Source organism: Flavobacterium chilense, assembly GCF_001602525.1.
In the GTDB taxonomy this organism is placed as follows: domain Bacteria; phylum Bacteroidota; class Bacteroidia; order Flavobacteriales; family Flavobacteriaceae; genus Flavobacterium; species Flavobacterium chilense.
The window spans coordinates 95,571-110,690 of sequence record NZ_LSYT01000010.1; the positions used below are offsets into that span (position 1 = coordinate 95,571).

Here is a 15,120-nt window from a genome sequence, read left to right on the forward strand (position 1 = left end):
ATGAATGCGATCAAACAAATTTTAGGTGTTTTATGGGTTATTCTGGCAGTGGCAGCCGCTTATTTTTGTGTATTTGAATTTGGTTTACCCAAACTACTTTCGGATCAGCAAGATGATCTTGTTTTTGGTATCATCATTTTATTTATCCTTACCCCGTTAATTGTTTTAGGACTGGGAACTTTTGGCTATTTTGCTGTTATTGGAGAATACAACAATCAAAAAAAATAGTAAAAAAAATTACATGAGAAAAGGGCTGTCTATTATATATAGAACAGCCCTTTTGCATTACTAACCAAACCAAAATCTTTTACCTAGTAGTATCTATTATTTTTTCAGGAATTTCATTACCTGAACTTTGTTGTTCTCATCGATTGCTTTTACGATATACAAACCTGCTTTTAACTCGCTTACTCCAAACTGAAAATCCTGATTTCCGTTTGAATTAAAACTTTTTACTAATTGTCCTGAAATTGCATATACCTGAACTTTAGTCGTCGCTACATTTAAAGTAAAATAATTTGAAACCGGATTTGGATACAAACTAACTGCATTTCCTTTCTCGAAATCAGCTATGGCTAAACTGGCTTGTTTATTTCCGTAAATTCTATATTCTCCTGCCGGTAAATTGATGGCTGCATTTACATCTGTAACATTAATTGTCGTATTATCCATTAGATTATACCATGTTCCTGTGTACTTAAATCCTGTAACAACATTTTGTGCCGTAACATCAAAATTTGCCACGATCAAAACATCTTTCAATTGTGTTGAAACCAGATTATCATTACTTATTTTAATGTTAACCAATAATGAGTTTACACTTGCAATTGTAGCCGTACCCGAAAACACTGGCTCTTTTGTTTTAAGGGTAATCATTTTTGCCCAATCGTTGTAAATTTTGTTTCGGTTGGTGTTCCCTAACCAATTATTCACCCATTGTGGCTGTGGCTTTGTATCTAGTTTACAATCACCTGTAATAGCATCAAAATCTGAGTTTACTGTATTATCGTTACAGTTAAAAATAGAATTTTCCCAGCCTAATTCTCCAAAATGCCAAATCATTTTAGGTCCCGGAACCAATAATGAAACCGCACCAATTGCAGACATTCTTGACAAAGCTGTGTTTAATGTTCTTACATTATATGTTCCGCTTGAGTTTCCGTATTGTACGTTTTTATACATCAAACGTTCTTCGTCATGACTTTCTGCATATCCTATTAATCGATTTGCTGTAAAACCACGACTTGCACTTGTCATTCTTGAAATATCACTTTCACTATCATATCCCATTGACAATTGATTATATGGTTTTGTCATTTTTCCCCAAAGCATAATTCCTTTGCTCACAGGGTCTGTAATTCTATAATTTGCCCATTCTTTTTCTTCTGCATCGGTTCCTAAGTGCTCAAAAATAGTATAATGTGCAGGATCTAAACTCCAGGAATAATCAGCGTATTTTTTCAGCACATCTACTCTGTCCTGTTGATAGGCATTTGTACAGGATTCATCATTGGCAGTACAAGCTTGTGTAAAACCTTTGGTTAAATCCCAACGGAAACCATCAATTTTATATTCTTCGATCCATTGTTTGATGACACGCTCTACATAATTTTGAGTTTTTAGTGATTGATGATTAAAATCTTCCCCAACGCTATAAGTGTGTTTTGCAACTGTATTAAAATAAGGGTTTTCAACGGTTGGCGAACCAAAACCATCACCATCAGGATCATTCATCCACATTCTTACCATTGGATTTCGCCCAAAAGCATGATTTAAGGCTACATCCAGAATAACCGCAATTCCGTTTTGGTGATATAAATCAATAAGCTCTTTTAATTTATCCGAAGTCCCGTAAAACTTATCCAAAGCCATATGAAACGAAGTATTGTAACCCCAACTTTCATTGCCTTCAAATTCCATTACCGGCATTAATTCGATAGCATTGATTTTTAATGCTTTAAAATATTCGATTTTATCAATTAAACTCTGATAATTTCTGGCAGCATCAAAATCACGAACCAGCACTTCATAAACTACCAATTTATCTTTATCCGGTTTTGTAAAGTTTGTTACTTGCCAATTATAAGGTGTTTGTCCTGTTTTTAGAACCGTTACTTCAAAATTTTGTCCTGTTGGATAAACAGGCATATTGGGATAGGAAGCCGACGGAATCCCGGCATCATCATAAGGAGACAAAACTAAAGTCGAATATGGATCGGCTGTTTTGACTAATGAAGGTGAGTTCGCAATAGGAGTTGTTTCGACTACCCAATATTGATACGTATTATTTACTCCCGAAACCAAGCCGGTTAATTCTAACCAAAATTTGCCTGAAACAGGATCTTTTTTCATGGCATATGCCGACGTTGGCTGCCAGTTATTAAAGCTTCCTGCCACATAAACGAAATCTTTTAAAGGAGCATCAAGAACCAAAGTTGCTTTTGTAGCATCAGATGCATTATAATTAATTCCATCAACTAAACCTGTAGGCATCGCTTCTGAAACGGTGTTAGGATTTACTACAACAGAGAACTTTTTTACAATTGTTGTGGCGCCTTGTGTTATGCTCAATTCATAATTTTGACTATTCACAATATTAGCATGAGAATACGAATAGCCTGATGTACTGGCATTAGTATTAATAACGGTTCCGTTTGCTTTTAATGAATAGCTTGCCGACCCGTTTGTATTTGTCGCTGTAATATTAAAATTAGCTCCGGATGCTATAATAGTCGTACTATTTTCTAAAGGCGCAGTCAGACTAGCCTGAAACGAACCAACTTCTACCAAAATATCCTGTGATTTTTTATCTCCGTTCCCGTTTTTAGCTTTAATTAAAAAACCAATTCTTCCTATTCCTGTTGTGTTGTAATAGGTTGCAGGTGTGATTATTTTCGTATAAGTATCTGTGGCCGAATTATAAGTAAACTTGCTTGTTTCGCTGGAATTATCCCAGGAACCATTGTCCGGAGTTCCTTTTTGGTTAATATCATTGATATCAAAAGCCCATGCCCACATATAAAGAGAATGATCTAAAATTCCCCAGGAGGTTTCATCTACACTGCTACCATTAATTGTAATCGTTATAGGGTCCGTTTCTTCAAAAACTAAAGGACTAACGGAATATGTAACATTTTGCTGCTGTGCAAACGAAATTACAGACAACAAAAAAAATATTGCAAGTAAAGTTTTTTTCATAATAAGTGTGGTTATTTGGTTAGTTAGTGTGATTAAAAAAGGGCTATCCCGTAGATAGCCCTTATTAATATTTCAAGAAAAAATTACTCTTGATTTGGAATCATTAAATAGCTTCCGTCTAAGTCATTGAAATAAATTACATATTTAGATTTTGCTACCGGAATATTATCTCCTGTTCCGCCTCCGGAGAAAGCAGTATTTCCTCCCCAGGAAACATCCCAACTGTCATTTGCTCTAAATTTAAGTCCTCCGTCTTTTAATGAAGTAACTCCTAAACTCCAGATATGACCATTAAAAGTAGATTTTTTCATAGCTGTCGATGCATCCCAGCCTCCTGGTGTACTATCTCCAATAATACCAACTGTTGTATAAGATTTTGCAGCAGTAGCATCATAAGGAACTAATTTATAGGTTAGCTTTTGCACATCCATTGAAAATGTATAATATCCATCTGCAGGAATTGCAAAATTAGCCGGATCAGGATCTGAATCTTTTCCTCTGTAAACCAAAGCACCAGAAGCACCTCCATACATTGGAGCCCAGCTGCCTAAAGTACTAATTGTTTTAAAAGAACCCGCTTTGAAGAATCCTGTAAAAGTATATTCGTTAGTGTTTTTTGGGTTTCTGAATAAAATCTGATTTCCTTTGTTATTATCCCAGCCTGAAACTGATGCATCACCTACCAAATACCACTCGGTAAACTTATAATCAACTTTTCCGGTATAAGGAGTTACACTAATTGTTATAGCAGTTTTAGCCACCTGAGGCACTCCTCCTGAAACGCTTGATGTTACTTTTACATCAAATAAAGAAGCAACATCTGTTTGTGCTCCAAGATCAATTGCTCCCTGATTTAAATCTTTAACAAGTATTGAAGCTTCAGTAATATTACTTGTCGTTGCAAGAGTTACTGCTTTTGTAAAATCACCACCTTTTTTATCGATCAACAAAGTATATTTTACAACAACACTAGCAGAATACTTTGCAGCTGACCATGTAAATTTTGCAGCTTCTTCTGTTGGTTTATTTGCATCCAGAACAAATACTTTTCCTGTAGCAGGAGCAGTAATTTCGGGTGTAGAAACAGCCTCAACAATTGGTCTTTCATCTACAGCATCAGCATTACATGATACCGCAAGTACACCAATAAATGCGATTAAAATTTTATATATATTTTTCATTTTACTGTTTTATAAAGGTGTTAGTATCCTGGATTTTGTTTCAAAGTTGGATTTGCCTGAATGTTTCTTGCAGGAATAGGCATTAAATCTCTAAAAGATTCTGTTGCATTACCATTCATAGATCCACCTTTCCATTGCCAGATTTTAGATCCTCCGGTAAATTTTCCAAAACGAATTAAATCTGTTCTTCTGTGGCATTCCCAAAACAATTCGCGTCCTCTTTCTGCCAGGATAAAATCAAGTGTTAAATCTGCACTAGAAATTGGCGTTGTTTTGGCTCTCGCTCTAATTTGATTTATGTACGTCACTGCATTACCTATATTACCAGTACTCGCTCCTCTTACTGTAGCTTCAGCATACATCAAATAAACATCAGATAATCTAAACATTGGGAAGTCAGTATCCGGAACGTCTGTTCTTTGTGCTTTAGAACCATCAGAGTTCACATTGATAAACTTAGTTACAGCATAACCATCTGTAAATGCTCCAACATTTTTAATGTCTAAAGATTGTCCGTCTGTATAAAATGTCCCTCTTTTATCTGCTGTAGCAGTTGCGTCAGGAAAAAGAGCCACAAATTCTTTACGGGTTCTGGTTCCTTGCCATCCTCCATCCATACCCAGATTAGAAGAAACCATACTACCTCCAATAGATGCATGAATTATAAAACTCATTCCTCCACCAACGGCTCTAATAGCATTACCATCACTTATTACAGGAAAAATAAACTCACTTTGAGCTCCGTTTCTGTTATTATCTGCTGAGAACAAATAATTGTAAGGAACATTTGCAAAAGTATAGCCTGAACTGGTAATGATATCATTACACAATGCTGCAGCTTCGTTATTTTTCTCTACTCCTGTATATACCTTAGAGTTTAGATAAATTTGCGCCAATAAAAATTTAGCAGCTGTTTTATCTACTCTTCCATATTCGTTAGATTTAGAAGCAGCCAAACTACTATCTAAATCTTTTAATTCAGATTCAATATAAGCAAAAACTTCTGCTCTTGTTTTTTGTACAGGATAAAACAATCCAACCGGATCAGCTTCTGTTGTAATAGGCACATTCCCGAACAAATCCATTAAATTGTAATATGAAAATGCTCTTAAAAAACGAGCTTCAGCTCTAAATGTAGCGATTTGAGCTTTTAAACCAGCATCAACACCTCTTGCTGTTAATTTTTCATCAGTAGTTTGTCTTAAAAACTCATTAGCAACACTAATTTCATAGAATGCTCTTGAATAAGCCCCTGCAAGAAATTCGTTTGCAGGTGACCACATTTGAGTATTTAATGTTGGCAAAGTACCGTCGGCCCAGGCAATAATTGATTCATCAGTAGGAAGCTCTTGTGTCACAAAAAGTAATCTTAAGTAACTACTAAAATCTCCGCCAAGTCCTGCAATATCCGGTTTACCATCTCCGTCATTACCTCCTACATATAAACCTGCATATAATTTTGCTAATACCTGTTTGTATGAAGCCGGGTCCTGAAAAAAGGTCTCAGATAAAAATTCGTTTTTATCACGTGGCGTCACATCAAGGTCGCCAGTACACGAAGTAAGCGTCAAATTCAATCCTAAAATAAATAGGAAGAAATAAGATATATGTTTAAATGATATTTTCATTTTATTTGTTTTTAAAATTTGTTTTTTCAGTGCTTGATTAGAAACTTGCATTTACACCAAACAAGAATGTTCTTGCTCTAGGATATACATTATTATCAATTCCGTTGAATTTTTCCGGATCTAAACCTTTGTATTTTGTAAGTACAAAAACATTCTGAACACCTGCTGTAAATCTTAAACTAGCTGATTTTAATAATGTTTTATCGAAAGTATAACCAAGAGTTACATTATCTAACTTAATAAAAGAAGCATCTTTGATATAGTAATCAGACAAATAACGTGATGTACCATTATCCTCATAAGTAAATCCTGTATTAAGATAATCAGTACTTACATTAGATAAATCTGTTTGTCTTCTTAAACCTGCATCAGAATAACCTAAATTAGAACTCACATTATCAAAAATATAATTTCCTAAACTAGCTCTCCAGTTCATTGTAAAATCAAACTTTTTGTAGTTTAAAGTAGAGAACAAACCAAATGTGTAGTCTGCTGCCGGTTTATGAAATCTGTAACGGTCTCCGTCATCAATTTTACCATCTCCATTTCTGTCTACATAAGCTCCAGCAATTGGTTTTTTATTTGCATCGTATAATTGTTGGTATACCAAAAATGATTCTGGTGCAAAACCTACAGAGTTAACCTCAATTTTATTTCCACCACCACCAGCGATATTATCTCCGGTTAAGTATCCGTCAAAACCTGGAACAGTAACACCTAAACTTGTTATTTTTCGATCAATATAAGTCGTATTAAAAGCAACATTCCAATTCAGTTTATCTCCTTTGATAATATCCGACTGAATATTAAACTCAACCCCTCTGGTTGTTAAACTACCAACATTATAAGTTCCGGAATTTCTGATATTTGCTCCATCTGGTACTACAACATCAGCTAATAAATCAGTTGATTTTTTATCAAAATAGTTTAATGTACCTGTAATTCTGTCATTAAGGAATCCGAAATCAACTCCAACGTTCATCTCTCCTAATTCTTCCCATTTGATATTTTCATTGTATCCTTCTGGTCTTGCTGTTTTATAAATAGTATTTCCAAAAATATACTGAGAATTAATAGTTCCAAGCGTAACTCTTCTTAAGTAATCATACTGAGCTGTAATATCCTGTTGCCCTGTTGTACCGTAACCTACTCTTAATTTTAAACTTGAAAGTGTGCTATTGCCTTTTAAGAAAGATTCTTCAGCAACATTCCATGCAAAAGCTGCTCCTCCAAAATTACCCCATCTGTTTTCTTTAGAAAAACGTGAAGTTCCGTCTCTTCTGTAATTTAGCGTTAATAAATAACGGCTGTCATAATTTAAAGTCAAACGACCAAAGAAAGATTGTAAATTAACATCCGGATCAATAGTAGTCAACTCATTACGTGTTGGCTGTGTAGTCTCACCAGATTCATATTTCTGTTTTTGAAACATTTGATAGTTATATCCGGCAGTTGCATCGATTTTAAGCTTTCCTAAATCTTTAGTATAATTAAAATACGTATTTAAGTTTTTGTTCTGAAGATTATTGGTGTAACTATTGTAGTTTCCTAAATTCACCCAATTTCCTGTACTAAAAGCATTTGGCTGATATCCTAAAGCACTTTCTGTACTTTGTCTGTTGTATCCGTTACTATCGAATCTATCGATACCTGCTTCAGCAATGATTCTTAAATCTTCAAAGAAATGAAATTTATAATCTACTTTAATATTTCCCCATTTTCTGGTAGAAGTTGCTCTTTTATCCTCCTGATTTAATCTTGCAACCGGGTTTCTTGAAGGTAATAATGGTAAATTTCCGTTAGGCTCTAACCATTCAAAATATCCTCCGTAACGAGATCCTGACTGATAAACAGGTTGTGTTGGATCAAAACCTATTGCACCGCCAATAATTGCTGCTTCGTCTTGAAATTGATTTTTAGCAAAAGCTAAATTTCCGCTAATATCAATTTTTAAGTGATTATCAAATAAAACCGGGTTTAACGATATCGATGTCGTAGTTCTTTCAAAAGAAGTATTTCTTAGGATACCTGGATTATCAACATTTCCAACAGATAAACGAACTGGTAATTTATTAAACAATGAACCGCTTACAGATATATTATTGTTAGTTGTTAAAGCAGTATGGAAAATTTCATCCTGCCAGTTTGTATTTGCTTTACCCAATAATGCCTTTTGAGCATCAGTACCTTTTGTATTTACTAAATTACGAAATTGATCTGCACTTAACACATCAACAGTATTAGCCACTGTATTAACACCTAGCTGTGAGCTAAAGTTAACTTTTATACCACCTTTAGTTCCTTTTTTAGTTGTAATTACAATTACACCATTTGCAGCACGTGAACCATAAATTGCAGCTGCAGAAGCATCTTTTAAAACTGTAAAAGATTCAATATCATTAGGATCAATAGTAGATAAAATACTAGTTGCACCACTAGGAACTGCATTACTTAACGGAAGTCCGTCTAATATAATCAAAGGCTCATTAGAAGCTGTTAAAGAAGATCCTCCACGAATTCTGATATCTGCTTTTGCTCCCGGAGCACCACCTCCAACAACATTTACACCAGCGATACGACCGCTAATTAAGCTTTCCGGAGTTACGTTAATTCCTTTATTAAATTCTTTAGCAGAAATTTGAGATACAGAACCTGTTGCATCTTTTTTCTTAACAGTACCATAACCTACTTGTACCACAACTTCTTTAAGTTGATTCGTATCTTCTTCTAAAGAAACATTTAATGTTTCCTGACCGTTAAAAGTTATAGTTGACGTCTTGTACCCAATAAATGAAACAACAATTTTGTCCCCGTTTTTTACATTAGATAACTGAAATTTACCGTCAAAATCTGTTGATGTTCCGCCCGGAGCACCTTGTACACTTACGTTTACTCCCGGGATTGGTTGCCCCGTTGCATGATCAGCAACCGTTCCTTTTAAAGTGCTTTGAGCTAACACAGTAAATGGCAACAGCAGGAATAAAAATAACAACTTTTTGTAAATTGTTTTCATACTTTTTGTTTAAATTAGTTTGAGTTTTTGATTGTTAGTTAAGTTTTTAATTTTACTTCGAATTTCAAAATTAGGAATTTATTAACACGACCAACCGGTTGCAATTTTTATTGGTTTACGAAAACGTGGTAGTGTTGAAAACTTTCTATTTTTTGTAATCTTTTAAGTCAAAAATTGCTGAATATAAAAATTTCAGATACCTTTATTAACAATTAGATTTTTTTCAAATAACTACTATGAAACGAAAAATAACCCTAAAACAGATTGCAAAGGAACTTGATGTCTCTATTTCAACTGTCTCTAAATCACTTAGAAACAGCTTAGAAATAGGGGAAGAAACACGTTTAAAAGTGCAGGCTTTTGCAAAGTTTTACAACTACAAGCCTAACAATATTGCCCTTAGTTTAAAAAATCGAAAAACCAAAAGTATTGGTATTATCATTCCGGAAATTGTACATTATTTTTTCTCTACTGTCATCAACGGAATCGAACAGGTTGCGAATGAAAATGGCTACAGCGTTGTCATCTGTTTATCTGATGATTCTTTTGATAAAGAAGTACTAAACATGGAAATGCTGGCCAACGGAAGCATCGATGGTTTTATCATGTCTCTCTCTAAAGAAACCCAGTTTAAAGGCGATTTTCACCATATTACAGAAGTCATCAATCAGGGAATGCCCGTTGTCATGTTCGACCGTGTAACCAACGATATTTTGTGTGATAAAGTTATTATTGATGATAAAGCTGCCGCTTATGAAGCCGTTCAGAGTCTGATTGATAGTGGCAGAAAAAAGATTGCTTTAGTAACCACTGTTGATTATGTAAGTGTTGGAAAGTTGAGAACTGACGGTTACGAAAAAGCACTTCTGGATAACGAAATTCCTTTCAACGAAGATTTAATTATAAAAATTGAAGATGTCGATACCTGCGAAATCACCATCAGCCAGCTTTTGCACGACAGAGCTTTTGATGCTGTTTTTGCGGTAAACGAGCTTTTTGCAGTAACCATTATCAAAACTGCAAGCAAAATGGGGTTAAAAGTTCCCGAAGATCTTGCCGTAATTGCTTTTACAGACGGAATCATCTCAAAATACTCTACACCAAGCATTACAACTGTAAGCCAGAGTGGTGAAAAAATGGGAAATAAAGCGGCTAAAATGCTGATCGAAAGACTCGAAGCCGAACACGATGATGATGACGAAGAAAACGAAAACTACACCACAGAAGTTATCGAAACACACTTAATACAACGAGAATCTACTGACTAATTTTCTTAAAATCAACACATTCTAAAGTCATAAATAACATTTATGATTTTTTTGTTAGCATAAATAAAAAAATAATTAATACTTTTACGCCTGCTCAAAGCTTTTACTTTTACTTCGAAACCATAAGTAAGTTTTGATAAGCAAAGCGCTTATCGTCTAATTAATTTTTTAATTACGATAATGGAAAAGCGTAAATTAAGTTTCTGGGAAATTTGGAACATGAGTTTCGGTTTCTTAGGAATACAGTTTGGTTTTGCACTGCAAAACGCAAATACTTCAAGAATTTTTGAAACCCTTGGTGCTAAAATAGATGAAATCCCCATTTTGTGGATTGCTGCGCCTGTTTCTGGTTTAATAATTCAGCCCGTTATTGGTTATTTCAGTGACAGAACCTGGACTCGTTTAGGCAGACGTCGCCCCTATTTTTTAATTGGAGCAATCTTATCCTCGATCGCATTATTTATCATGCCCAACTCTCCTACTTTATGGATTGCTGCCGGAACTTTATGGATAATGGATGCTTCGATAAATGTTTCTATGGAACCTTTCAGGGCTTTTGTTGGCGATAATTTACCCGACCACCAGCGTGCATTAGGCTTTGTAATGCAGAGTTTTTTTATTGGAACCGGTGCCGTTGTAGGTTCTGTTTTGCCCTATCTCTTCACAAATGTATTTGATGTTAGCAACGTTGCTCCTAAAGGGATTATCCCGGATGCGGTAAAATGGTCTTTCTATATTGGCGGAATTGTTTTCCTGCTTTCTGTTTTATGGACCGTTTTTAAAACAACCGAATATACTCCCGAAGAACTTCATGCTTTTGAAGCGAACAGCAAAAAAGATTTAGATAAAGATGCTCTAAACTCAGAAGCAGAATCAGGTGTTACGATTAAAAAACAATTATTTTTAGGATTAATATTTGCTGCAATTGGAGGATTAGTTTCATTTCTAATTTTCGAAAACAGCCTGGCAAAAGAGCTGTATATTTTATTTATTGGATTGATTTTCATGGGAGTTTTATTTGTAATTGCATCACAATTACGAAATAAAAAAGTTCAGAATGGTTTTACCATAATCATGACCGATTTATTGAATATGCCCAAAACAATGCAAAAATTAGCCTGGGTACAATTTTTCTCCTGGTTTGCGCTTTTCTCCATGTGGATTTATACTACACAAGCTGTTACACAACACATTTTTGGTACAACAGACACTACTTCAAAAGTATACAATGATGCTGCCGACTGGGTTTCTGTATTGTTTACGGTTTATAACGGAGTGGCTGCTGCCGTAGCTTTCTTATTACCTGTTATTGCAAAAAAAGTGGGCGTTAGAGCAACACATTTATTAGCCTTATGTGCTGGTGGTGTTGGTTTAATTTCGATTTATTTTATTGGTGATAAACAAATGCTAATCCTGCCAATGTTAGGAGTTGGGATTGCATGGGCGAGTATTTTATCAATGCCTTACGCTATGTTATCCGGAGCTTTACCAGCTGCAAAAATGGGTTATTACATGGGAGTTTTCAACTTTTTTGTCGTAATACCACAAATTGTAGCCGCTACAATATTAGGATTTGTAATCAAACAATTCTTTCACAATGAACCCATTTACGCCCTAATGATAGGCGGCGTATCTATGATATTTGCCGGATTACTTACACTTAGAGTAAATAGCAGAACTAAAATTGAAATTCATGAATAATAAAAAAGCATTCATCTTCGATCTTGATGGAGTAATCGTTGATACCGCTAAATACCACTTTTTAGCCTGGCAGAAAATTGCAAAGGCATTAAACATAAATTTTACACACGAAGACAACGAATTACTAAAAGGGGTAAGTCGTGTACGTTCGTTAGATATAATTCTTGAATTAGGAAAAGTTCAGGCTTCGCAGGAAGACAAAGACAAATGGCTGATTCAAAAAAATGAAGATTACCTGTCTTATTTGGTTGATATGGATGAAAGTGAGATTCTTCCGGGAGTTTTTAAAACACTGCAATTATTAAAAGACAAAAAACAAGGAATTGCTCTGGGATCTGCCAGTAAAAATGCAAGACCCATTTTAGAGAAAACAGGGATTCTGTCTTACTTCGATGTTATTGTGGACGGAAACGATGTGACCAATGCAAAACCAGATCCGGAAGTTTTCTTAAAAGCGGCTCAATTATTAAACATTGATCCAAAAAACTCAATTGTATTTGAGGACTCTGTTGCCGGAATTCAGGCTGCAAACATAGGTGGTATGACAAGTGTAGGAATTGGTGAGGAAACAATTTTACATGAAGCAGATTACATTTTTAAAGATTTCACTCTAATAGATGAAAGCTTTATCAACAAATTAATCAATTAGAAAATATGCCAATTTGATAATTAAAAAAATGAATAATTATCAAATTTAAACCATTATAAATCATCAATCAAAATAGTACAAACAATCAGCAATTAGAAATAGCCAAAAAATAATTATCAAATTGGCATATTTTCTAATTCTCTAATTAAAGAAAAAAATGAACCAAGATTATATAAAACCAGATAATTGGTCAATTATAGAAGAAGGATTTGATGCCGAAAGAGTAAAATCGTCTGAAAGTCTCTTTAGTATCGGAAACGGCGCTATGGGACAACGCGCCAATTTTGAAGAAACCTATTCCGCTGAAACTTTTCAGGGAAGTTACATTGCCGGAATCTATTATCCGGACAAAACTAAAGTGGGCTGGTGGAAAAACGGATATCCGAAATATTTTGCCAAAGTTTTAAATGCTCCAAACTGGATAGGAATTGACATAGAAATCAACGAAGAAAATCTTGATTTAAATACGTGTACCGAAGTTAGAAACTTCCGCAGAGAATTGAATATGAAAGAAGGATGGTACAATCGTTCTTTCGAAGCAGTTCTTAAAAACGGAACTGAAATTGCCGTAAACGTTCGTCGTTTTCTTTCCTTAGATTTAGACGAAGCCGGAATCATTAAATACGATATTACACCTTTAAACAAAGATGCAAAAATCGTTTACAAACCTTATGTTGATGCTGGTGTAACCAATGAAGATGCGAACTGGGAAGAAAAATTCTGGGAACCGCTTGAAGTGAAAAAAGGTACAAATGAAGCTTTTGTAACTGCTCAAACATTTAAAACGCATTTTAAAGTTACCACTTTTATGCACAATACGATTTTGGCAAATGGAGAAGACATTCATGTTTCACCATCAACAATCGATTCAACTGCAGATAAAGTTCAGTACACTTACGGAACTATTATTGCAAAAGGACAAACCTCATCTATTCAAAAAATTGGAGGTTATACGGTTTCTTTAAACCACGAAAACACTTTGGCTGCAGCCGAAAAAGTAATAAAGTCGGCAGTAAATTCAGGATATGATGCTTTACTTCAAAATCAAATTGACGCCTGGGCAAAAATCTGGGAAATGTCAGATATTACAATCGAAGGCGATGTAAAAGCACAACAGGGAATTCGTTTCAACATCTTTCAGTTAAACCAAACGTATTCAGGAAAAGACAGCCGATTAAATATTGGACCAAAAGGTTTTACCGGAGAAAAATACGGCGGATCTACTTATTGGGATACTGAAGCATATTGTATTCCGTTTTACATGGCGACAAAAGATCAGCAAGTTGCAAGAAACTTATTGACCTATCGTTACAATCAATTAGACAAAGCGATTGAAAATGCTAAGGATAATTTAGGTTTCAAAAATGGTGCTGCATTATATCCAATGGTGACCATGAATGGTGAAGAATGCCATAATGAATGGGAAATCACACACGAAGAAATCCACAGAAATGGAGCGATTGCTTTTGCGATTTACAACTATTACCGTTACACCGGCGATTACTCTTATATTCCTGAGAAAGGTTTAGAGGTTCTAATTGGTATTGCGCGTTTCTGGCATCAAAGAGCTTCTTTCTCAAAAGAAAAAAATCAATATGTAATTCTGGGAGTTACAGGTCCAAACGAATACGAGAACAACATCAACAATAACTTCTACACCAATTATATTGCAAAATGGTGTATTGATTTTGCGGCAGATCAAATCAATAAAGTAGCATTAGAATATCCTGCAGATCACAAACGTGTTTTAGAAAAAGTCACTCTTTCTTCTGAAGAAATTCACGAATGGAAAAAAGTATCCAATGATATGTATTTCCCAACTTCTCAAGAGTTAGGAGTTTATCTGCAGCAAGACGGTTTCTTAGACAAAGATTTAGTTCCGGTAAAAGATTTAGATAAATCGCAACGCCCTATTAACCAAAAATGGTCCTGGGATCGCGTTTTACGCTCACCATATATAAAACAAGCCGATGTTTTACAATGTTTCTATTTCTTCGAAGATCATTTTTCGAGAGAAGAATTAGAAAGAAATTTCGATTTTTATGAATCATTTACCGTTCATGAAAGTTCACTTTCGCCTTGTGTACACTCCATTCAGGCTGCTGTATTAGACAAAATGGATATGGCGTATACTTTCTACTTGAGAACTTCTCGTCTGGATTTGGATGATTATAATAAAGAAGTTGAAGAAGGCTGTCACATCACGTCAATGGCTGGAACCTGGATGAGTATTGTAGAAGGTTTCGGCGGAATGAGAGTTAAAAATGACCAATTGCATTTTTCTCCAAAAATTCCAAAAGAATGGAAAGCGTATTCTTTTAAAATCAATTTCAGAAATCAAATTTTAAAAGTTGCTGTAAATCATAACGAAACCACTTTTACTGTAGACAGCGATGAGGATTTAAATATCGTTGTAAACGGAAAAACAATAACAGCTGGGAAACTCGCACAAATTAATTAAATTACAATACTCTAAAAACTA

Annotated in this window: 9 protein-coding genes; 5 read left to right on the forward strand and 4 right to left on the reverse strand. The window is 34.8% G+C overall.

Translation table 11 applies throughout. From position 1 onward, the window contains the following. On the forward strand, nt 1-228 hold the full coding sequence (locus A4F88_RS20985) for a DUF6814 family protein (protein ID WP_068844728.1): 228 nt from the start codon (nt 1-3) through the stop codon (nt 226-228). A 96-nt stretch (nt 229-324) separates the two neighbouring features. Here the strand turns inward: A4F88_RS20985 and A4F88_RS20990 are convergent, their stop codons facing one another. The 4 genes from A4F88_RS20990 to A4F88_RS21005 form a co-directional block, all read right to left on the reverse strand. Beyond that, the gene (locus A4F88_RS20990; protein ID WP_068844729.1) at nt 325-3,198 is read right to left on the reverse strand and encodes an alpha-amylase family glycosyl hydrolase; all 2,874 of its coding nucleotides are present in this window, start codon (nt 3,196-3,198) and stop codon (nt 325-327) included. A gap of 83 nt (nt 3,199-3,281) precedes the next feature. Then, the gene (locus A4F88_RS20995) at nt 3,282-4,379 is read right to left on the reverse strand and encodes a SusE domain-containing protein (RefSeq protein ID WP_068844730.1); all 1,098 of its coding nucleotides are present in this window, start codon (nt 4,377-4,379) and stop codon (nt 3,282-3,284) included. Nucleotides 4,380-4,399: 20 nt separating this feature from the next. Further along, nucleotides 4,400-6,007: a RagB/SusD family nutrient uptake outer membrane protein gene (locus A4F88_RS21000; RefSeq protein ID WP_068844888.1), complete on the reverse strand. Its 1,608-nt coding sequence runs from the start codon at nt 6,005-6,007 to the stop codon at nt 4,400-4,402. 37 nt (nt 6,008-6,044) lie between these two features. Continuing rightward, entirely contained in the window at nt 6,045-9,020 is a 2,976-nt protein-coding gene (locus A4F88_RS21005) for a SusC/RagA family TonB-linked outer membrane protein (RefSeq protein WP_068844731.1), read from the reverse strand. A gap of 236 nt (nt 9,021-9,256) precedes the next feature. Here A4F88_RS21005 and A4F88_RS21010 point away from each other — a divergent pair, with 236 nt between their 5' ends. From A4F88_RS21010 to A4F88_RS21025, 4 genes are all read left to right on the forward strand, one after another. Beyond that, nucleotides 9,257-10,288: a LacI family DNA-binding transcriptional regulator gene (locus tag A4F88_RS21010; protein ID WP_068844732.1), complete on the forward strand. Its 1,032-nt coding sequence runs from the start codon at nt 9,257-9,259 to the stop codon at nt 10,286-10,288. 180 nt (nt 10,289-10,468) lie between these two features. Then, a complete protein-coding gene (locus A4F88_RS21015) occupies nt 10,469-11,989 on the forward strand; it encodes an MFS transporter (protein ID WP_068844733.1) in 1,521 nt (506 codons plus the stop codon). Continuing rightward, a complete protein-coding gene (gene pgmB / locus A4F88_RS21020; protein ID WP_068844734.1) occupies nt 11,982-12,638 on the forward strand; it encodes a beta-phosphoglucomutase in 657 nt (218 codons plus the stop codon). The genes A4F88_RS21015 and pgmB overlap by 8 nt, the downstream gene beginning before the upstream one ends. Nucleotides 12,639-12,795: 157 nt before the next feature. Next, on the forward strand, nt 12,796-15,099 hold the full coding sequence (locus A4F88_RS21025; RefSeq protein WP_068844735.1) for a glycoside hydrolase family 65 protein: 2,304 nt from the start codon (nt 12,796-12,798) through the stop codon (nt 15,097-15,099). Nucleotides 15,100-15,120 lie beyond the last annotated feature (21 nt).